Genomic DNA, 19,991 nt, shown 5'->3' on the forward strand with positions numbered 1-19,991 from the left:
TCTACTCGCCGGCGAAGTCGCTCGTGTCGCCGACCAGGCGGGTGTGGTCTGCGGGCACCGGGTCGACCGCGGCGAGAGCGACCTCTGCGGCGAACTCCGACACGTTGTAGAGCTTGCCGGCCGACTGGCGGCGCGCGTCGATGGCGCCCGGGTTGAGGCGGTTGAGCAGGGTGGCGGTGATCGTGCCCTCGATCATGTCGCCGGAGACGACGACGAAGTCGATGCCGCGGGATTCGAGTTCCGGAATCCGCTCGCGCAGCGCGTCCTCGCCGGCGCGCTTGGACGTCGCGACCGCCTCGTACTCCGGCATGGTCGGTGTGGTGCGGATGAAGTGCGCCTGGTGGCTCGTCACGAACACCACCCGGCCGCCCTGCCCCAGCAGCGGCAGTGCCGCCTCGAGCACCGAGACCTGCGCGTCGCGGTTGAGGCGCAGGGCGTAGTCCGCGCCCATGCCGGTCTCCATGCCGCCGGAGGCGTTCAGCACGAGCACGTCGAGGCCGCCCCACTCCTGCTGCACCTGCGCGAACATGGCGGCGAGGGATGCCGGATCGGTCAGGTCCGCCGCGATCACGAGCGCCTCCGTGCCGTTCTCAGCGAGCTGCGCCGCCAGCTTCTCGGCTCGTGCCGCCTTGTTGCGGTAGTTGATGACGACCTTCGCGCCCGCCGCGGCGAGGTACCCGACGGTGTCGGCGCCGATGCCCCGGCTCGAGCCCGTGACGAGCACACGTTTTCCTGCGAGCGATCCGGGGGCGAGGGGGTTGGTCACGAGGAACTCCTAATGGGGGTGCGAATCAGGGTCGATAAAAGCCCCCACTGACCCTACCAACGCCGCTAGGGTGAGGTTCATGGGCGGCTTCGAGTGGATCATCTGGGCCGCGCTGATCATCGTCTTCGTCGTGATCGCGATGCTCACGGCCGAGATCGAGTTCATGCTGCTCGCGCTGGGTGCGCTCGGCGGCCTGATCGCCGATCTGCTCGGCGCGCCCTGGTGGCTCGCGACGGTCATCGCCGCGGCGATCGCCGTGCTCGGCACGTTCCTGTTGCGGCCGCGGCTGCTGCATCTGCTCGAGCGCAGCGGCGACCCGACCAAGAGCAACATCGACGCGATCGTCGGAACGACCGGCCGCGTGCTGCTTCAGGTGACGCAGACCGGCGGTCAGGTCAAGCTCGCGAACGGCGAGACCTGGAGCGCCCGCGTACCGGAGGGCGGCGCAGCGATCATCCCGCCGGGCGCCGAGGTGCGCGTGCTGGCTGTCGACGGCGCATCCGTCGTCATCGCGCCGGAATAACCCGGAACAACAAAGGGGGAAAAATGGACGAAGTAGGCGCCATCATCGTGGTGATCGTCGTCATCATCGTCATCATCTTCGTGATCGTGACTCTCTTCCGGGCGATCCGAATCGTGCCGCAGGCGCGCGCGGGCGTCGTCGAGCGGCTCGGCCGGTACCACAAGACGCTCCTGCCGGGCCTGAACCTGCTGGTTCCCTACGTCGACCGCCTGCGGCCGCTCATCGACCTTCGCGAGCAGGTCGTGTCGTTCCCGCCCCAGCCCGTGATCACCGAGGACAACCTGGTCGTCTCGATCGACACCGTCATCTACTTCCAGGTGACGGACGCCCGCGCGGCCACCTACGAGATCGCCAATTACCTCGCCGCGGTCGAGCAGCTGACCACCACCACGCTCCGTAACGTCGTCGGCGGTCTCAACCTCGAAGAGGTGCTGACCAGCCGCGACAACATCAACTCGCAGCTGCGCATCGTGCTCGACGAGGCAACGGGCAAGTGGGGCATCCGCGTCGGCCGTGTCGAGCTCAAGTCGATCGACCCGCCCGCCTCGATCAAGGACTCGATGGAGCAGCAGATGCGCGCAGAGCGCAACCGGCGCGCCGCGATCCTGACCGCAGAGGGCACGAAGCAGTCCGAGATCCTCAACGCGGAAGGCTTCAAGCAGGCCGCGATCCTCAAGGCAGAGGGCGACAAGCAGGCCGCCGTGCTGCGCGCAGAGGGAGAGGCGAAGGCGATCGACACCGTCTTCACCGCGATCCACGAAGGCAAGCCCGACGACCTGCTCCTCGCCTACCAGTACCTGCAGACCCTGCCGCTGATCGCCAACGGGCAGGCGAACAAGGTGTGGATGATCCCGGCCGAGCTCACCAAGGCGCTCGAGGGCTTCAGTTCGGCGTTCGGCGCGAAGCTGCCCGGCGCAGGCGCACCTGCGGCTCCACCTGCGGAGTAGCTCCTGAGCCCAACGACCGGCCGCGACAGCGGTTACTTCGCACCGCCGCGCCCGCGCGTGCTCGCGCATCGCGGTCTTGCGACCAGCGCTCCCGAGAACACGCTGCTCGCTTTCGCGGCGGCGCTTGCGGCCGGCGCGCCGTACATCGAGACCGACGTGCACGTCTCGGCCGACGGGGTCGCGGTCGTGAGCCACGACCCCGACCTGAAGCGGCTCGCCGGGCGCGAGGCGCGCATCGCGCAGCTCACCGGCGCCGAGCTGGCGAAGGTCGACCTGGGCCACGGGCAGTCGTATTCGACGCTCGCCGAAGCGCTCGAGGCATTCCCCGACGCGCGCTTCAACATCGACGTGAAGGCAAGGGCGGCGGCGGATGCCGTGGCCGGCGCGGTTCTCGGCGCCGGCGCCACCCGCCGGGTGCTCATCACGAGCTTCGACGACGCCACCCGCCGGGCAACGCTCGCTGCGCTCGGCGGATCGCACGCCGCCGCGACCTCTGCATCGCAGCGCGGTGTGATCTGGGCGCTCGTCGGCGCGCGCCTCGGCCTGGGCTTCCTCGTGCGCGCCGCCCTGGCCGGCGTCGATGCCGTGCAGGTGCCGGAGCGCCAGGGGCCGCTCTCGGTCGTCACGCCACGCTTCATCGACGCGGTGCACCGCGCGGGGGCCGAGGTTCACGTCTGGGTCGTGAACGACGCGGCGGCGATGCGGCGACTGATCGCGCTGGGCGTCGACGGAATCGTGACAGATCGCGTCGATCTCGCTGTGAGTGTTGTCAAGGACCTGGCAAACCCCTGAGTCTGCCGCTTCACTGGGAAGCACCGGGAACGCGAATGCGTTGGACCTCATGAATTCGTATCGAGCGTGGAGGAGTCCCGAATGGCAGATCGAAGCCTACGTGGAATGAGGCTCGGTGCTCAGAGCCTGCAGAGCGAAGAGGGCGTCGCCTTCTCGCCGCGCGCGAGCCACACCTACGCGTGTGCGAGCTGCGGTCGCGAGACGACCATGGTGTTCGCCGCAGAGGCCGATGCCCCAGACACCTGGGAGTGCCGGTACTGCGGCCAGGAGGCGACGCTGCTGGTCGACGACAAGCCGGTCGAGGTGGACCGCGCGGAGGCCAAGGCCCCGCGCAGCCACTGGGACATGCTGCTTGAGCGTCGCACAGAGGCGGAGCTCGAGGAGCTCCTGCAGGAGCGCCTCACCTACCTGCGCTCGCGCCGCGGCCAGGACGCGAACGTATAAGAGCGCACTTCGGTCAAGGCCGGGTCCGAAAGGGCCCGGCCTTTTCTGTCGCGGAGCACCAGCACGAAGCATCCGATCAGCCCTGCCGCTCCCAGCGTCGCCGCGCCGGCCTCGACACCCGAGCCGATGATGATCGCAGGTGTCACGCCGCTCGACAGCGGCACGTCTGCGACCAGTCGCCCCGGCTTGTACGCCGGGATCGATGCGATCGTGCGCCCGTCGGGCGCGATCACCTGGCTCGTCCCGACGGTCGAGATGTTCACGACCGAGCGGTCGGCCTCGACGGCACGCATGCGGGCGATGGCCAGCTGCTGCACGTTCTCCTCCGTCTGCCCGAAGTCGGCGTTGTTGGTCTGCGCGAGGATGAGCTGGGCTCCCCCGTCGATCATCTGCGGGATCTGCCGGTCGTCGATGATGTCGAAGCAGATCGAGATGCCGGCCTTGATGCCGCGGATGTCGAAGACGTTCGGCCGCGTACCCGGCGTGTAGTCGCGCTGCACGAGGTCGACGAGCGCCGGCGCGATCGCGTGGAAGACCGTGCGGTACGGGATGTACTCGCCGAACGGCACGGGAAGCTGCTTGTCGTACTGGGCGGTCTTGCCCTTCGTGCCGTCCCACAGCAGCGAGGAGTTGAAGGTCTTCCTGCCATCCTCCGTGATGGCGCCGACGACGAGCGGGGCGCTGAGGGTGTTCGAGAGCGCGCTCAGCACGCTCGCGCTGTGCGCGTCTTCGAGCGGGTTCGCGCTGGCCGCGCCCTCCGGCCACACGACCATGCTGAACGGCCCCTTGCCGATCAGCGGCACCGTCGCGTCGACCTGCGCGTCCTCGACGGCGCCGTACACGTTCTTCGGGTCGAAGTAGCCGGCCGGCCCGTCGCCCTGCACCGCGGCGACCCGGGTCGTGCCATGCGCGGCGCTCGGCCAGATGGGCACGGATGCCAGGGCCAGCGCCGCGACGACAGGGATGAACGCCCGGGTCGCCCTGCGCAGCCCTGCCTCCTGTGCGCACGCGAGCGCGAGCGCCGAGAGCCAGACCAGCAGGAAGGTGAGCCCCGCCACCCCGACCCAGGCGACCAGGTGCGTGAACGGGCTCTCGGACTGCGAATACGCGACCCGGCCCCAGGCGAAACCCGTGAACGGCCAGTGGTTGGTCTGCAGCTCGCGCAGCGTCCACAGCCCGGCGATGATGAGCGGCAGCGCGACGACCCGGCCGAAGACGCCGGGCAGTGCGCGCGGCACCCAACGGTATGCGAGCGTGAAGAGCAGCGCTGCGAGCGCCCAGAACGCCGACTCGGTGATCGACAGCGCGAGCCACGGGATGGGGCCGAGGTAGAGCGCCGTCCAGTAGATGTCGGAGACGTAGAACGCGAGGCCGCCGACGAAGCCGACGAGCAGGGCGCTCCAGGCGCCACGGCCCTGCTGCGCGAGCAGCAGCAGGGCGACGCCCGGGAACACGAGCGGCCACCAGTAGTGGTCGGGGAACGCGCCGTCGAAGAGCACTCCCCCGGCGGCGGCGCAGAGCAGCGCCGCCCACAATGGGAGGCCGCGCAGGCGGTCTGCAGACGCCGCCCCGTCCGTGCGGAAGGGATTCCGCGCGACACGCCGGGGTGCCGACGGCGACACGCCGCCGGGCGGCGAATCGATCTTCCGCAGCATCCGTCGCCCCTGCTAGCCCACGCTCGAGTACGCGACGATGCCGCGACGTACCGCGTCGAGCGCCTGCCGCGCCGTGCGCCCGAGCTCGCCGTCGGCGACGATCGACAGCTGGTCGAGCAGGTCGATGGTCTGCTTCGCCCAGCGCACGAAGTCGCCCGCCGCGAGCTCTGCCTGGTCGAGCACGCGCTCGAGCGCCTGCCCCCGCGCCCAGGCGTGCATCGCCGGAGCGAGCCCCACCGACAGCGGGTCGCTGCCCGGAAGCCGGTTCTCGCGCTCGAGGTCGTCGAGCTCGGCCCACAGCGTCTGGGTCTTGTCGAGCGCCTCGCGGAAGCGGCCCTTGGGCAGCAGGTGCTCCGGCGGGTTCACCTCGTCGCGGCGCGGCTCGAAGACCAGCGCGCACGCCATGGCGGCGAGGCTCGGGGCGTCCAGCCCGTCCCACAGGCCGTGCCGCAGGCTCTCCGCGACGAGCAGGTCGCGCTCGCCGTAGATGCGCCGCAGTCGCTTGCCGTCCGAAGTCAGGCGCACCTGCCCGTCCTCGCCGACGTGCAGGTAGTCGATCGCGATCAGTACCTCGCTGACCCGGTCGAACACGCGGGCCACGGCGCCGGTGCGGCTGCGGATCTGCGAGTTCAGCTGATCGGTCTCGCGCTTGAGACGCCACCACCGCTCGGCCCAGCGGGCGTGCTGCTCGCGCTCGGCGCAACCGTGGCACGGATGCCGGCGCATCCGCTGCCGGAGATCGGCGAGCTCACGCTGCACCCGCGTCTTCGCCGCGGCCGACTGCCCCTGCATCTTGGAGTTCTGCTTCTCGAGGTCGGTCACCTCGCGGCGGATCGCCGCATACTCGGCGAAGTCGCCGAGGTGACATGTCATCGCATCGGCGTAGCCCGCGAGCGACTCCTCGCGCTTGCGCACCGCGCGCGCCAGGTCGACGACGGCGCGGTCGGCCTGGAACTGCGCGAACGACGACTCGAGGATCTCGCGGGTGCGCTCGCGCCCGAACTGCTCGATCAGGTTCACGGCCATGTTGTAGGTCGGCCGGAAGCTGGAGTTCAGCGGGTAGGAGCGGCGGGAGGCGAGGGCGGCGACCGCCTGCGGGTCGAGCCCGTCGACCCATTGGATGACGGAGTGCCCCTCGACGTCGATGCCGCGGCGACCGGCGCGGCCGGTCAGCTGGGTGTACTCCCCCGGCGTGATCGGCACGCGCGCCTCGCCGTTGAACTTCTCGAGCTTCTCGAGCACGACCGTGCGCGCGGGCATGTTGATGCCGAGCGCGAGGGTCTCTGTGGCGAACACGACCTTGACGAGCTTGCGCTGGAAGAGCTCCTCGACGACCTCTTTGAAGGCGGGCAGCAGGCCCGCGTGATGCGCGGCGACACCCCGCTGCAGCCCCTCGAGCCACTCCCAGTAGCCGAGGACCGCGAGGTCCTCGTCGAGCAGCGTGCGGGTGCGCTCCTCGACGACCTGGCGGATCTCCTCGCGCTCCCACTGCTCGGTGAGGCGGATGCCTGCGCGCAGCACCTGCTGCACCGCCTGGTCGCACCCGTTGCGACTGAACACGAAGAAGATCGCAGGCAGCAGCCGGCGCCCGTCGAGCAGGCTCACGACCTCGGAGCGATCGAGCCGGAATCCGTGCCCGCCGAATCCGCCGCCGTGCCGCCTGCCACGATCGGAAGCTGCGCGCCCGCCGGACGGGCGCCCGCCCGCTCGGGCGAGCTGCACGAGCTCGGGATTCACCTTGATCGCGGAATCCCGCCCGGCGCCCTCGAAGAGGTCGACGAGCTTCGAGCGCACGAGCACGTGCTGCTCGAGGGGAACCGGCCGCTCTTCGGACACCACGACGTCGGTGTCGCCGCGCACGGCCTGCAGCCAGTCGCCGAACTCCTCGGCGTTGCTGACCGTCGCCGACAGCGAGACGAGGCGCACCTGCTGCGGCAGGTGGATGATGACCTCCTCCCACACCGCGCCGCGGAACCGGTCCGCGAGGTAGTGCACCTCGTCCATCACGACGAACGCGAGTCCCGGCAGCAGGTCCGAGTCGGCGTACAGCATGTTTCGCAGCACCTCAGTCGTCATGACGACGATGCGCGCGCGCGAGTTGACGTTGGTGTCGCCGGTGAGCAGCCCGACGTCCTCCGGCCCGTAGCGGTCGACGAGCTCGTTGAACTTCTGGTTCGACAGCGCTTTCATCGGCGCCGTGTAGAACACCTTCTGGTGCGGTGTCGCCATCGCGAGGTGCACGGCGAACTCCGCGACCGCCGTCTTTCCGGCCCCCGTCGGCGCGGCGACGAGCACGCTGCGGCCCGCCTCGAGGCTCGCGCAGGCGTCGAGCTGGAACGGATCGAGATCGAAGCGCAGCAACGACCGGAACTCGTCGAGCCGAGGCGAGCGCGAGCGGGTCTTCGAAGCCGCGTACCGCTCGGACGGCGAGAGCTGGTCGGTCACCCGTTCATGCTACGTGGCGGTGCTATGTGGCGAGTTCAGCGTCGAGGTCTTCCGCGTCGCGGTTCTTGCGCCGGTCGTGCAGCCACGCGAACCCTGCGGCCGCGAAGTACAGCACAACGAGCGGCACGGCGAGCAGCATCATCGAGACGACGTCGGTCGACGGGGTCGCGAGCGCCGCGAACAGGATCGAGCCGAGGATCGCCCAGCGCCACGCCTTGAGGATCGCGGCGGCCGAGATGATGCCGATCATGTTGAGCAGCACGATGAACACCGGCGTCACGAACGCGACGCCGACGGCCAGCACGAGCTTCAGCACGAAGGTGAAGTAGTCGCTCGCGTTCAGGATCGTCAGGTTGTCGTGCGGCGCGAAGCTCGCGAACAGCGTCACGATGTGCGGAGTCACGTACCAGCCGAACGCGCACCCGCCGAGGAACAGCGGGACGGCCGAGAAGAAGAACCCGAAGATGTAGCGCTTCTCTTTGCCCGTCAGGCCCGGCGTCAGGAACGCGAAGATCTCGTACAGCCACAGCGGTGACGAGGCGACCAGGCCGATGTACAGCGTCAGCTGCATCCGCAGGTCGAACGCCGCCGTCAGGGTCGGGAAGTTGATATGCGCGTTCTGCGCTGTCGCCATGTTCTGAATGACAGCTGTCAGGGCGCTCCACACGAACGGCTCGACGAACCACCCGCCGATCGCCGCCACGATCACCCCGATGGCGGCGATCATCGCACGGTTGCGAAGCTCGATCAGGTGCTGACCGAGCGACATCCGCCCGTCGGGATCTTTGGCGGCGCGCCCAGCCTTGGTGGCAGTGGCGCTCACGGCCTACTTCTTGTCGTCGGCCGCGGTGCTGGACGACTTGCCTGCTGCGGCGGCGTCGTCTTCGGCGCTCGGCTCGTCCTTCATGGTCTTGACTTCACGGCGGAAGATGCGCACGGACTGGCCGATGCTCTTCGAAACGGCCGGGAGCCTCGTTGCTCCGAACAGCAGCACGATGATCACGAGGATGATCAGCAGATGCCATCCGCCTAGGTCGCGGAGAAAGCCCATTGTTGTTCCTTGGTTTGCGGGATTGTGAGGATGCCTGGTGCGGGCATCCCGTGCAGTCTAACCGTGTTCTGCGCGAGCGTTTCGATAGCGGTCGACCCCGGCCCTCGCCCAGTCCGCCACGGCCCTGCGCGCTTCAGGCGGGCCCACCACGGTGAGCAGCCCCGGCATGGTCCCGACCAGCCGTTTCAGGCTGTGGAAATGGGCGACACGGATGCTGGTTCGCACAAAACCGTCACCTGCCGGCTCGAGCTTCGAATCGGCTGAGAGATATTCGGCGAAGCCGGGAATGGCGCTCGTGGCGAGACGTACTTCGACGACCAAGTCGTCCGCGCTGGGGTCGAACAGGGTCTCGGAGAGGGCGATCTCGTCGGGGGTGTGCTCGGCTGCGGCATCCGTCGTCGTCACGTCGGCCATGCGGTCCACGCGGAACACGCGCACGTCGCCGCGCAGGTGGCACCAGCCGCGCAGGTACCAGACGTCGTCGCGGCTCTCGAGGCGCAGCGGGTCGACGGGTCGGCGCTCGCGTTCGCCGCGGCCGTTCAAGTAGTCGAATTCGAGGCGGATACCGCGGGCGAGCGCGTCGCGGACGACGTCCAGCCCGGCGTCCGCCCCACCATGGTCGATCGCCACAGGCGGCGGCGTTGCCGACGCGCCGCGCGCGAGCTTCGCGATCAGCCCGGCGAGAGCCTCGGTGTCGGCCGTTCCGGGGATCGCCTGCAGGTACTGCAGGCCCGCGATGAGGGCGGCCGCCTCGCGGGCGGAGAAGCGCGGGGCGTCTTCGATGACGACGCGATTCGTGATGAAGATGATGCCGTCGTCGTCGAGCGCGTCCCAGTCGATGTCGAAGAGGTCCTCGGGGCCGTACGTCTTCGTCGTGCCCGGCACGCCCATGCCGGTGATGCGCTCGACCTGGTCGCGCATCTCCCGCTCGGTGAGCCCGAAGTGGGCGGCCGCCTCGGCGACGGGGACACCCGGGTGATCGATCAGGTACGGCACGACCGACAGCAGGAACGCGAGCCGGTCTGCGGCGTAGGCGGGGCGCGGGCTCATGCATCACCTTCCGATGGCTGTGGAGACCGCGCAGCGGGCGCCTCGGAGCCCGGCTCGCGGTGCGCCCACTCCGTGGCCTCGAGACGCGAGAGCACGGCCAGCTTCAGCTCGTCGGGCTCGATGACCGTCGCCTCCGGCCCGTAGCCGGCGAGCTCGTCGGCGAGCAGCGTCAGGTCGCTGTAGTGCACGACCAGCAGGCGACCGTCAGCCGTCGTGCCGCCGTAGCGCCTGCCGAGCCGGATCGCCGCATCGCTGCCCGGCTCGACCGCGACGGTCGCCGTGTTGCGCTCCCAGAGCTTCTCGAGCTCGGCGAGCGCCTCTGCGCTGTGGTCCCCAGGGGGCGCGTCGAAGCGCTCGTGCGTCGAGACGACGTCGCCGACGATGCGGGAGAGCAGGAACGTGAGCCGGTGCTCGCGCGCGCCGAGAGGGACGGCGTCGAGGCCCATGAACAGCCAGCGGCCACGGAACTGGAACAGGGCGAGCGGCTTGATCGTGTGCTGCCGCGCCAGCCTGCGACCGGGGCGGAGATAAGGGAACACGACCGTCTCGCGGCGCTCGATCGCCTGCGTGAGCGGCGCGAACGCGGGCTCGAGCTGCTTGAGCCGCGGAGCGTAGCCGAGCATCGACCCGTCCGGCTCGATGCCCGCCGCGCGCAGCTTGATCATCGCCCGCCGCATGTCACCGGAGAGCGAGCCCTCACGCCACACCGTTCCCGCGAGCTGCAGCAGCGACAGCTCGGTCGGCGTGAAGGTGATGTCGTCGGGGAGCTCGTAGTCGCCCTTCGAGACGCGGTAGCTCTGCAGCTGGTTGTTGCCGGACTGCCCGGGGGCGTCGACGGTCTCGAGCGGGACGCCGAGCTCGCGCAGCGCATCCTTGTCGCGCTCGAACTGGCGCTCGAGGTTCGCGTTGTCGCCGTCCGCCGCGTACTTCTGGTGATAGCCGTCGACAGTGGAGAGGATCTGCTCCTTCGTCAGCCCCTGCTCGGTCGCGAGCAGCGCGAGCACAAGCGCGAACTGCCGCTCCTCTGGCGGGACGATACGGGGCATCTGCCCAGCTTATTTGCCGCGGTCACTGCTGCTGGATCGATGCGGCAGGGATGCTTCCCAGGATGTCGACGACGGTCGCCGTCGCATCGCCGGAGCCGGACTTCGCGGCCGGGGTCAGCACGATGATCTGCGAGCCGATCCTCCTGCCGAGAAGCTCCTGCGCGAGCGCGCTGCCATCGCTCAGCGTCTGCACCGTGGCCGAGCCGTTCTCCCAGGTGCCGGTGGCGCTCGTCTGGTCTGACCAGCCGACGATCTGCGTCTGCACGACCAGCGCATCCTTCTTCGTCGCCACCGCGCCGTCGCCCTGACGCAGCACTGCGGACTGCACCTTCGTCGGCGCGGCGTGCGAGCCGATCACGATGCCCGGCTGACCGTTCGGGGCGAGCACGACGGTCGGGAAGCCCGGTGTCGCGGGGCGCGCACGGCCGGTGGCGCGGTTCGGGAAGGCGCTCTTGACATCCACGATCGCGGCGATCGACGAGCCCTCGGGGGCGCTGAACATCGCGGCCTGCTTCGGCGGGATGACGACGGCGAGCCGCGAGCCCACCTGGGCGCAGCCGATCGCGCCGGCGAGGCCGGCGCCGAGCGCCTTGCTCGTCACGGGCACGAAGTTCTCAGAGGTCTCTGCGCCGATCTGCCCCGTCGCCCCGTCGAACAGGGTGAGGTAGACCTCGGCGACGCCATCGTCGCCGACCTTCTTGCCGTGACCCTGGATCAGCGTGGTGGACTGCGCCTTCGTCACGTTGAGGGGCGACGGCACCCTCGCCTCCGGGTCCTTCCCGAACGCGCCGGTCGCGCGGATCGACTCGGAGCCGCTGCCGCTCTTCACATCGCAGGCGGCCGAGGCGGCGATCGAATTGCCGGTGCAGCCCGTGAGGGCGGCGCCGGCGACGACGGCGATGGCGATCAAGGCGGGGAATGAACGGCGCACGGGTGCTCTTTCGATGGACGGGCTCGTGGTGGCGGACGACACTCTAGTAGAGCAAGCTATGGCGTCTCCTCCGGCGTCTCGACGGCGATGTCGTCGCCCAGGCGGGCATCCGCGATGCGCTGCGCCTCCCTGGCCTTCTTGCGCAGGATCTTCGCGCTCTTGCCGCGCTCGCCCAAAGCGCCGGGTGTCCACAGCTCGACGTCCTCGTCGGTGTAGCTCTTCTTGCTGGCGCGGCGCTTGAGCTCGGGCAGCTCGGCGCCCGGCGAGAGGCGGCGGGCTGTGATCAGGAATCCGGTGTGCCCCACCATGCGGTGGTCGGGGCGGACGGCCAGTCCCTCGACATGCCAGCCGCGCACGATCGTCTCGTCGGCATCGGGGTGGGTGAAATGTCCGGTGTCGCGGATCGCCTCGGCGACGCGGCTGAGCTGCGTCACGGTGGCGACGTAGCAGAGCAGCACTCCCCCGGGCTTGAGCGCGGCGGCGACCGCCTCGAGAGGCTCCCACGGGGCCAGCATGTCGAGCACAACACGATCGACCGTTCCGTCGGGGAAGACGCTGGGCAGGGCATCCGTCAGATCGCCGACCGTGATGTCGAAGTTGACCGGTCGGTACCCCAGGAACCCGGCCACGTTGCCCAGCGCGATGTCGGCGAACTCCTGCCGGCGCTCGAAGCTCGCGAGCCGGCCCTCCGCGCCGATCGAGCGCAGCAGCCACAGCGACAGCGCGCCGGAGCCGACGCCCGCCTCGACCACGGTCGCGCCGGGGAAGATATCGGCTTTGGCGAGGATCGCAGCCGCGTCCTTCGGGTAGACGATCGCGGCGCCGCGCGGCATCGACATGACGAAGTCCTTGAGCAGCGGGCGCAGCGCGAGGTGCAGCGCGCCCGTCGAGTTCGCGACGACCGTGCCGTCGGGCTGCCCGATGACGTCGTCGTGCGCGATGAAGCCGCGCTCGGTGTGGAACTTCTCGCCCGGCTTCAGCGTGATCGTGTTCATGCGGCCCTTGGGGCCGGTGAGCTGCACGCGGTCGCCGGTGCGGAACGGTCCGCTGAACGCCAGTGTGCCGGTCGGGGTGTCGCTCATGCCTGCGGTGCCTCTGCTGCTCTCTCGGACGCCAGCGCGCACAGGTCGCCGAGCGTGCGCCCCTCGAGCGTCGGCCAGATGGTGTGGTCGCCGGTCTCGGGCAGCGGCACGAGGTGCGGCACGCCGATCGCGATGGTGCCGGCCGCGACCGCGGATGCAAGGCCGCCGAGCGAGTCCTCGATGGCGATCGAGGCGGATGCCTGCACGCCGAGCCGCTGCGCCGCGGTGAGGTACGCCTCGGGGTGGGGCTTGGGGTGCTCGACCTCGTCGCCGGCGATGATCACGTCGAACGGATCGAAGGGGATGTAGCTGGCGATCTGCTCGGCCATGCGGCGGAACGACATGGTGACGAGCGCCGTCTTGATGCCGGCCTCGCGGACTTCTCTGAGGAGATCCTGCCCGCCAGGACGCCAGGGAACGCCGACCTCGGCGAGCTGCTCGGTGACGCGGTCGGTGAGCTTGTCGATGATGGTCGCGATGTCGAGGTCGACGCCGCGCGACTGCAGCACCGCCGCAGAGACCTCGAGGCCGTTTCCGACGAGGGTCAGGCCGTCGTCGTGCGTCCACGTTCCGCCCCAGCTGCGCACCAGCTCGGACTCGGCCGTCATCCAGTACGGCTCGGTGTCGACGATCGTTCCGTCCATGTCGAAGAGGACGGCGGCGGGCAGCTGTGTCACGGAGCCCGAGTCTATCGGGGGGCCGCGGCACGCCCGGGCCTATCCTGGTGAGACGCAATCGCTAGCTACGGAAGGGCGAGGTGGCGTTTGACTGACGGCGCTGACGGCAAGGGCATTCTGAGCGGTCGAATCCTGGTCGTTGCCTTCGAGGGGTGGAACGACGCGGGCGAAGCCGCAACCGGCGCGGTCAGGGCTTTGAAGGATGTACTCGACGTCGTCGCGCTGCACGAGATCGACCCGGAGGTGTTCTACGACTTCCAGTTCACCCGGCCGATCACGAAGCTCGACGACGACGGCACGCGGATTCTGCAGTGGCCGGGGGCCGTGCTGTACGGTCCTTCTGAGCCGGGCCGGCAGCCGCGTGCGCTCGCCGCGGACGCCGAGCTGGGCGTCACAGGCGACAACGCCGGGAACATCTACCTGCTGCTCGGCACGGAGCCGTCGCGGGCCTGGAAGGCATTCGCCGGTGAGCTGATCGACGCCGCGCTCGCCGCGGACATCGACGCGATCGTCTTCCTCGGCGCGCTGCTCGCCGACGTGCCGCACACGCGACCGATCTCGGTCGGCGCCTCGAGCGACAACGCGGCCGTGCGGCGCGAGCTCGTGCTCGAGCGATCGACGTACGAGGGGCCGACCGGCATCCTCGGGGTGCTCGGGCAGGCGGCAGAGGCCGTCGGCATCCCGACCATCTCGATCTGGGCGTCCGTGCCGCACTACGTGCACAACGCGCCGAGCCCCAAGGCGACGCTCGCGATCATCGACAAGCTCGAGGAGCTCGTCGACGTGACCATCCCGCGCGGTGAGCTCGTCGACGAGTCCGCGGAGTGGGAGCGCGGCATCGACGAGCTCGCCGCCGAGGACGAGGACATGGCCGCGTACATCGAGCAGCTTGAGCAGGCGCGCGACACCGTCGACTCGCCAGAGGCGAGCGGCGAGGCGATAGCGCAGGAGTTCGAGCGCTACCTGCGCCGCAACCCCGACGGCCGCGATGGCCGCGACGGCGGCACCGCGGGCGGCGGCGGTCCCTCAGAGCCCTGGCGGCCGAACAGCTGAGGCGCGCCCGTCAGCCCAGCTCGATGCCGAGCAGCAGGCGGATGCCTGCGCGCAGTTCGGGCGGCAGGCCGCCGGCCTTCACCGCCGTGTCGACGACCGCGAGGGCCGCCGGCGTGTCGAGGTCGCGGTGAAGCGCCTCGCGCAGCGCTGCGAGTGACGCCCCGCCGTCGTCGGTGACGGGCGCGTACCGCCAGCGCGCGAGCCTGTCGAGGGCGGCCGGCAGCGAAGCATCCGTCCACTCCCAGTCGTCGCGGTAGTGGTGCGCGAGCAGGGCGAGACGGATGCCGCGGGGGTCGGCCCCGCTCCTCCGCAGTTCGCTCACCTTGACGAGATTGCCGAGCGATTTCGACATCTTCTCGCCACGGTACGCGACCATGCCGGCGTGGGCATATATCCGCGCGGCCGCCTCGCCGGTGAGTGCCGAGGCATGCGCGGCGCTGAACTCGTGGTGCGGGAAGACCAGATCCGAGCCGCCGCCGAGCACGGTGACGGTCTCGCCCAGCTCGTCGAGCGCGATGACCGCGCACTCGATGTGCCAGCCGGGGCGGCCGGCGCCGACCGGCGACTCCCACGACGGCTCCCCGTTGCGCGCGGCGCGCCACAGCAGCGGGTCGAGCTCGTCGCGCTTGCCGTCTCGGTCCGGGTCGCCGCCGCGCTCGGCGAAGATCGGCAGCATCTCGTCGCGGGTGAGGCGGCTCTCCTGCCCGAGGCGCCACGGTGAGACGTCCGCCGCCGCCGTCGAATCGAAGTAGATGTCGACGCCATCGCTGCCCGCAGAGGCGTCTGAGGCAGGCACACGGTAGGCGACCCCCGCGGCGAGCAGCTCGGCGACGGCGACCGCCGTCGGCTCGATGCGCTCGGTCACGGCGACATATGCGTCCGGCGGAATGACTCCGAGTGCCGTCATGTCGGCGCGGAATCCGTCGATCTCCGTCGCCGCGAGCTCGCGCCAGTCGACGCCGTCACGCGCCGCTCGCTCGAGCAGCGGGTCGTCGACATCGGTGATGTTCTGCGCATATCGCACCGCGAAGCCCGCGTCGCGCCACACCCGCTGCAGCGTGTCGAAGGCGAGGTAGGTGTTCGCGTGGCCGAGATGGGTCGCGTCGTATGGCGTGATGCCGCAGACGTAGAGCGTCGCGGTGCCGTCGGCCGGCTCGGCGACGACCAGCGCATCGCTTGCGCTGTCGTAGACGAGCGGGGGCAGGCTGTGCCCGGGCACCTGGGGAAGCTCAGGCTGCGGCCACGCGACCGCCATCAGTAGCTCGCCAGCAGGTCGGCGAGCACCGCGCGGCCGAAGGTGAGCGCCTCGAGCGGCACCCGCTCGTCGATGCCGTGGAACAGGGCGGGGAAGTCGAGCGTGGCCGGCAGCTTGAGCGGGGCGAATCCGTAGCCTCTGATGCCGAGCGTCGAGAGCGCCTTGTTATCGGTGCCTGCCGGCATCAGGTAGGGCAGCACCGGGACTCCGGGGTCGTGCCGCTCGATGACGGCGCCGATGGTGTCGACGAGCTCGCCTGTGGTCGGGTTCTCGAGACCGGTGTCCTTCACGACGAGCTCGATGCGCACGTTCTCGCCGATGAGCTCGTCGATGAGGGCGAGCACCTCGTCCTCCTGCCCGGGCAGGGGGCGGATGTCGAGGCGCGCCTCGGCCCGCTCGGGGATGACGTTCGACTTGTAGCCGGCCGTCAGCATCGTCGGGTTGGCGGTGTTGCGCAGGGTCGCCGTGATGAAGCCGGCCGCCGATCCGGTGCGCAGCACGAGCTCGTCGGGCCCGACCTGCTGCGGGTCGGTGCCGAGGATGCGGCCGAGCTCGGCGATGAGCTCGCCCGTCGTCTCGGTGAGCTGCACGGGGAACTCGAGTCGGCCGATCTTCGCGACAGCCTCTGCGAGCTCGGTGACGGCATTGCGCTTCACGAGCCGCGAGCCGTGCCCCGGCGGCGCTTCGGCGACGAGCTTCGCCCAGATCATCGCCTTCTCGCCGGTCTGCAGCAGGTACGCGGGCTTTCCCTCGATGTCGATCGAGTAGCCGCCGACCTCGCTGATCGCCTCGGACGCGCCGGCGAACAGCTCGGGGTGCTCGCGGGCGAGGAAATGCGAGCCGAAGCCGCCGCCGTTCTCCTCATCGGCGAAGAACGCGATGACGAGGTCGCGCTCGGGCTGGCCGCCGCCCTGCAGCACGTCGCCGAGGGCCGTCAGCATCATGGCGTCGACGTTCTTCATGTCGACGGCGCCGCGGCCCCACAGCATGCCGTCCTTGATCTCGCCCGCGAAGGGATCGACGCTCCACTGCGTCGCGTCGGCGGGCACGACGTCGAGGTGGCCGTGCATGACGAGCGCGGGCTTCGAGCTGTTGCGGCCGGGGACACGCGCGACGACGCTGGTGCGGCGCGGGGCCGAATCGAACAGCTGCGGTGCGAGGCCGAGGGCTTCGAGCTTCGCGGCCACGTACTCCGCGGCCTCGGTCTCGCCCTTCGACTTCCCCTCGCCGTAATTGGTGGTGTCGAGGCGGATCAGCTCGCTCGCGATGATCGCGGTCTCGTCGAGTTCGGGGCGGGCGAGGTCGGTCATGTCCCTACGCTAGACGAGTCGGCGGCGTGTACGGCGACTCGGCGTGCGCGCCGGGCGGGGACCGGCGTGCCATGGGCACAGCCGAGTCGGCGGCGGGTGGCCGCGTGCACGAGACACCCCGTAACCCGTGCTAAGGTTTTTCCTCGGCGGTCAAAGCAATTCGGGCCGCCGGAAGTGCGCGCGGGTGGCGGAATAGGCAGACGCGCTAGCTTGAGGTGCTAGTGCCCGTATAGGGCGTGGGGGTTCAAGTCCCCCCTCGCGCACAACAGAAAGAACCCCTGGGTGACCAGGGGTTCTTTTGCGTGTGGTGCCGCGGCCGCGGCCCGTAGGAACCGGGCGCAATGCGCGCGATCGGCCCTACGCGATCGCGCGCGTCGTAGGAACAATCGTGCGAATCAGGGCCGGTTCCTACGCACTCGAGCTACGTGGCGCTGATGACCCCGAAGCCGAGCAGCAGAGCGACCACGATGGCGACCGCGATGCGGTACCAGATGAACACGGTGATCGGGTGGCGCTGCACGAGACGCAGCAGCCAGGCGATCGACACGTAGGCGACGATCAGGCTGACGAGCGTGCCGACGGCGGTGGCGCCCCAGCCGACCGTCGCCGAGATGTCGCTCGCCGAGGTGGCGGCCTCGAAGCCGCCCGCCGCGATGAGGGCCGGGATGGAGAGGAAGAACGAGATGCGCGTCGCCGCGACGCGGTCGAGGCCGCGCAGCAGGCCGGCGCTGATCGTGGCGCCCGAACGCGAGACGCCCGGCACGAGCGAGAAGCACTGCACGACGCCGATGAAGATGGCATCCGTCAGGTTCATCTTCGCTTCACTGCGCTGCTTGAGCGCCACGCGCTCGGCGAACCACATGACGGCGCTCCAGACCACCAGCGCGACCACGACCACCCAGAGGTTGCGCAGGGGGCCCGCGATGAAGTGGCGGCCGAGCAGGCCGATGATGCCGATCGGGATCGTGCCGATGATCACGAACCACGCGAGCCGGTAGTCCTGCCCGCGCGCGTTGCGGTTGGCGAGGCCACGGAACCACGCCCCCACGAGTCGCACGATGTCGCGCCAGAAATACACGATGACGGCGATGATCGCGCCCACCTGGATGATCGCGGTGAAGGCCGTGACCCCCTTGTCGTTCACGTGCAGCCCGAGCAGCTTCTCGACGATCGTCAAGTGGCCGGTGCTCGAGACGGGCAGGAACTCGGTGATGCCCTCGACGATGCCGAGGATGATCGCTTGCAGGAGATTCACGCGGTGATCCTTTCGGGTGCGCCGTGAGAAACGGCACAGGCGGTCTCGGACAGGTTAGCGGGGGCCGAGTTCGTCGAGTGCTTCGCGACACGTTCGGAACACGTGACTGCCGCCGAGCAGGCCGTGGTGCTCGAGGTCGACGCGCAGCACCGCGCGCGCCCGGCAGTAGTCGACCGAGACGCCCCGTTCCGCCAGGTTCGCGAAGGCGCGGCGCAGCACGGCGGCGCCGGTCGCGTCGATGGCGGTGATGGCTTCGCCATCGACGACGAGATGGCGGATGCTCGGGTCGGCGCCGCGTGTTGCAAGGTCGATGCCCCGCGCCAGCGCTCCCGCCGTGGTCGCGTTGACGGGCGCGGCGAGGCGCACGATGACGATGCCGGGTGCCGTCGTGCGCGGTGCCGGTGCGCCGGCGCGCAGCGGGGCGATGGGGCGCCCGTCGGCGTCGATCACGTCGAGCGGCGGGGCGGATGCCGCGAGCAGCAGTCTCAGCAACCCGATGGCCGCCGCCGTCGCGAGCCCCCACAGCGGCCCGAACGCGAGCGTGACCGCGAAGGCGACGAGCGCGAGCAGGAATTCGCCCTTCGAGGTGCGCCAGAGCACGCGCGCCTCGCGCAGCCGCAGCAGCGGCCACGTCGCGAGCGCCGCGATGGCGCCGAACGCGGGGGTCGGCAGCTCGCCCAGGAATCCGCCCCCGAAGACGACCCCGGCGAGGATCAGCAGGGCGGCGACGAGCGCCGGCAGCTGCGAGTGCGATCGCAGCTCATCCAGACGTGCGCGCCAGGCGGGCGACGGCCCGATCGCGAAGCCGCCTGAGACACCGCTCGCCGCGCTCGCCAGGCCGTAGACGATGCCGTCGCGGGCGCCGGCCGGCTGGTAGGCGGTGTCCTGGTCCTGGTGAAGGGCGAGCGCCGCGAAGGCGATGACGATCGCGCCGGGGGCGAGGGCGAGCCACTCCCCTGCGTCGAGCAGGGGAATCGCGAACGGCGGGCGTCCGCCGCCGACGCGGCCGACGGTCGCGACGCCGTGGCTCGCGAGCTCGAACACGCGATAGCTGGCGAACGCGGCGAGGTAGACGGCGAGCTCCCACGGCAGACGGCGGGCGATGCGCCGGCCGATGAGCAGTACGATCATGGCGCCTGCCGCGACCGCGATCGCCCAGACGTTCGCGGTGTCGAGCCGGGTGATCAGGGCGCGTGCATGCTGTGGGAAGCCGTCGGCTGCGGCATCCGTCACGGTCTTCGCCAGCTCGATGCCGAACATCCCGGCGATCTCGCGCACCAGCAGGTCGAGCGCGACGGCGGCCGAGAAGCCGAGCAGCACCGGAGTCGGCAGGAGAACCGTCACACGGCTCAGCCGGAAGACGGCGATGACCGCGTACGCGGCGGCCGCGACGAGCGCCTGCGCGGTCGCGAGCTCTGCATAGTTCGCGGTGCCCGGGTGCGCGAGCGGGGTGAGCGTCGCGGCGATGAGCGCGACGCCGACGGCGTCCGGGGCCGCGGTGAGGCGGCCGGTCGCGGCGAAGAAGGCGAACACGATGCCCGGCACGATCAGCGTGTAGAGGCCCATGGTCGGCGGCAGTCCGGCGAACTGGGCGAAGGCCATCGCAACCGGGGCCGACATGGCCGCGAGCGTGATGCCCATCAGGGCTTCGCCGCGCCAGTCGCCTCGGGTGGTGCCTGCGAGCAGTGCCATGGTGCCTATTGTGGTGG

19 protein-coding genes and 1 tRNA gene are annotated in these 19,991 nt (G+C 70.2%); 6 read left to right on the top strand and 14 right to left on the bottom strand.

Annotation, left to right across the window (positions count from 1 at the left end):
• Position 1 precedes the first annotated feature (1 nt).
• Entirely contained in the window at positions 2-766 is a 765-nt protein-coding gene (locus D7I44_RS15645; protein WP_120790346.1) for an SDR family oxidoreductase, read from the bottom strand.
• Between the two features lie 79 nt (positions 767-845).
• On the opposite strand from D7I44_RS15645, the gene D7I44_RS15650 reads away from it, so the two are divergent.
• The 4 genes from D7I44_RS15650 (at position 846) to D7I44_RS15665 (ending at position 3,472) form a co-directional block, all read left to right on the top strand.
• Positions 846-1,289, top strand: coding sequence for an NfeD family protein (locus D7I44_RS15650; protein WP_120790347.1), 444 nt, complete (start codon positions 846-848; stop codon positions 1,287-1,289).
• A 23-nt stretch (positions 1,290-1,312) separates the two neighbouring features.
• On the top strand, positions 1,313-2,236 hold the full coding sequence (locus D7I44_RS15655; protein WP_120790348.1) for an SPFH domain-containing protein: 924 nt from the start codon (positions 1,313-1,315) through the stop codon (positions 2,234-2,236).
• A 57-nt stretch (positions 2,237-2,293) separates the two neighbouring features.
• On the top strand, positions 2,294-3,028 hold the full coding sequence (locus D7I44_RS15660) for a glycerophosphodiester phosphodiesterase family protein (RefSeq protein WP_245979741.1): 735 nt from the start codon (positions 2,294-2,296) through the stop codon (positions 3,026-3,028).
• Between the two features lie 81 nt (positions 3,029-3,109).
• Positions 3,110-3,472, top strand: a complete 363-nt coding sequence (locus D7I44_RS15665; RefSeq protein WP_120790350.1) for an RNA polymerase-binding protein RbpA — start codon at positions 3,110-3,112, stop codon at positions 3,470-3,472.
• Here D7I44_RS15665 and lnt read toward each other — a convergent pair.
• From lnt to D7I44_RS15710, 9 genes are read right to left on the bottom strand one after another with little or no spacing between them, the layout of a single operon-like run.
• The gene (gene lnt, locus D7I44_RS15670; RefSeq protein ID WP_120790351.1) at positions 3,433-5,127 is read right to left on the bottom strand and encodes an apolipoprotein N-acyltransferase; all 1,695 of its coding nucleotides are present in this window, start codon (positions 5,125-5,127) and stop codon (positions 3,433-3,435) included. The genes D7I44_RS15665 and lnt overlap by 40 nt on opposite strands.
• A gap of 12 nt (positions 5,128-5,139) precedes the next feature.
• The gene (locus tag D7I44_RS15675; protein WP_120790352.1) at positions 5,140-7,572 is read right to left on the bottom strand and encodes a DEAD/DEAH box helicase; all 2,433 of its coding nucleotides are present in this window, start codon (positions 7,570-7,572) and stop codon (positions 5,140-5,142) included.
• A 22-nt stretch (positions 7,573-7,594) separates the two neighbouring features.
• Entirely contained in the window at positions 7,595-8,395 is an 801-nt protein-coding gene (gene tatC / locus D7I44_RS15680) for a twin-arginine translocase subunit TatC (RefSeq protein ID WP_245979742.1), read from the bottom strand.
• Between the two features lie 3 nt (positions 8,396-8,398).
• Positions 8,399-8,623: a twin-arginine translocase TatA/TatE family subunit gene (tatA, locus tag D7I44_RS15685; RefSeq protein ID WP_120790354.1), complete on the bottom strand. Its 225-nt coding sequence runs from the start codon at positions 8,621-8,623 to the stop codon at positions 8,399-8,401.
• A gap of 57 nt (positions 8,624-8,680) precedes the next feature.
• Complete coding sequence (locus D7I44_RS15690; RefSeq protein WP_120790355.1) at positions 8,681-9,673, bottom strand: helix-turn-helix transcriptional regulator; 993 nt, start codon at positions 9,671-9,673, stop codon at positions 8,681-8,683.
• Positions 9,670-10,719 (bottom strand): helix-turn-helix transcriptional regulator, encoded by a 1,050-nt coding sequence (locus tag D7I44_RS15695; protein WP_120790356.1) that lies wholly within the window; start codon positions 10,717-10,719, stop codon positions 9,670-9,672. Before D7I44_RS15695 ends, D7I44_RS15690 begins: the two co-directional genes overlap by 4 nt.
• Positions 10,720-10,741: 22 nt before the next feature.
• Positions 10,742-11,650, bottom strand: a complete 909-nt coding sequence (locus tag D7I44_RS15700) for a peptidylprolyl isomerase (RefSeq protein ID WP_162940325.1) — start codon at positions 11,648-11,650, stop codon at positions 10,742-10,744.
• A gap of 56 nt (positions 11,651-11,706) precedes the next feature.
• Positions 11,707-12,732, bottom strand: a complete 1,026-nt coding sequence (locus D7I44_RS15705) for a tRNA (adenine-N1)-methyltransferase (RefSeq protein ID WP_120790358.1) — start codon at positions 12,730-12,732, stop codon at positions 11,707-11,709.
• Positions 12,729-13,376, bottom strand: a complete 648-nt coding sequence (locus D7I44_RS15710) for an HAD family hydrolase (protein WP_120791006.1) — start codon at positions 13,374-13,376, stop codon at positions 12,729-12,731. The genes D7I44_RS15705 and D7I44_RS15710 overlap by 4 nt, the downstream gene beginning before the upstream one ends.
• Positions 13,377-13,496: 120 nt before the next feature.
• Here D7I44_RS15710 and D7I44_RS15715 point away from each other — a divergent pair, with 120 nt between their 5' ends.
• The gene (locus D7I44_RS15715) at positions 13,497-14,462 is read left to right on the top strand and encodes a PAC2 family protein (RefSeq protein ID WP_120790359.1); all 966 of its coding nucleotides are present in this window, start codon (positions 13,497-13,499) and stop codon (positions 14,460-14,462) included.
• A 10-nt stretch (positions 14,463-14,472) separates the two neighbouring features.
• Here the strand turns inward: D7I44_RS15715 and mshC are convergent, their stop codons facing one another.
• Positions 14,473-15,717 (bottom strand): cysteine--1-D-myo-inosityl 2-amino-2-deoxy-alpha-D-glucopyranoside ligase, encoded by a 1,245-nt coding sequence (gene mshC / locus D7I44_RS15720; RefSeq protein ID WP_120790360.1) that lies wholly within the window; start codon positions 15,715-15,717, stop codon positions 14,473-14,475.
• Positions 15,717-17,027, bottom strand: coding sequence for a M20/M25/M40 family metallo-hydrolase (locus D7I44_RS15725; protein WP_120790361.1), 1,311 nt, complete (start codon positions 17,025-17,027; stop codon positions 15,717-15,719). Before D7I44_RS15725 ends, mshC begins: the two co-directional genes overlap by 1 nt.
• Positions 17,028-17,205: 178 nt before the next feature.
• Between D7I44_RS15725 and D7I44_RS15730 the strand changes: the two genes are divergently transcribed.
• Positions 17,206-17,290 (top strand) — tRNA-Leu (locus D7I44_RS15730).
• A 158-nt stretch (positions 17,291-17,448) separates the two neighbouring features.
• On the opposite strand, the gene D7I44_RS15735 is transcribed toward D7I44_RS15730, so the two are convergent.
• Both D7I44_RS15735 and D7I44_RS15740 read right to left on the bottom strand, forming a co-directional pair.
• A complete protein-coding gene (locus D7I44_RS15735) occupies positions 17,449-18,282 on the bottom strand; it encodes an undecaprenyl-diphosphate phosphatase (protein WP_120790362.1) in 834 nt (277 codons plus the stop codon).
• A gap of 54 nt (positions 18,283-18,336) precedes the next feature.
• Complete coding sequence (locus tag D7I44_RS15740) at positions 18,337-19,974, bottom strand: SulP family inorganic anion transporter (protein WP_120790363.1); 1,638 nt, start codon at positions 19,972-19,974, stop codon at positions 18,337-18,339.
• Between the last annotated feature and the right edge of the window lie 17 nt (positions 19,975-19,991).

Origin of the sequence: Gryllotalpicola protaetiae, assembly GCF_003627055.1 — a bacterium.
In the GTDB taxonomy this organism is placed as follows: domain Bacteria; phylum Actinomycetota; class Actinomycetes; order Actinomycetales; family Microbacteriaceae; genus Gryllotalpicola; species Gryllotalpicola protaetiae.